Origin of the sequence: Psychroflexus maritimus, from assembly GCF_011089875.1 — a bacterium.
Taxonomy (GTDB): Bacteria; Bacteroidota; Bacteroidia; order Flavobacteriales; family Flavobacteriaceae; genus Psychroflexus; species Psychroflexus maritimus.
On record NZ_JAANAS010000110.1, the window covers coordinates 1 to 278 of the forward strand.

A 278-nucleotide genomic window follows, 5' to 3' on the forward strand; every position below is an offset into this window, starting at 1 on the left:
AATGCCGAAAATGGCACCAACGCTATTGCTTTTCCTGTGAATTATAACGGAATTGATGGTGAGTTCATCTATATCCGATTGGAAGGAGAAAATGCTTGTATTACAGCGTTTAATTCCGCTGAAGATAACCGATTCCAGTTGTTCATTGACGAACGACCTGAGATTAATTTAACAGCAAGCAACGAAGTGATTTGTGCTTCACCAAGTGACGCTCAACAAGCCGACAACGAAATAGGCGAATTCGATTTAACGCAGAAAGATGAGGAAATCAATCCAAA

1 protein-coding gene is annotated in these 278 nt (G+C 40.3%); it reads left to right on the forward strand.

The features are described from left to right. Nucleotides 1–278, forward strand: a 278-nt coding sequence (locus G7034_RS11330) for a hypothetical protein (RefSeq protein ID WP_166401071.1), incomplete at both ends; no start/stop codon positions are given.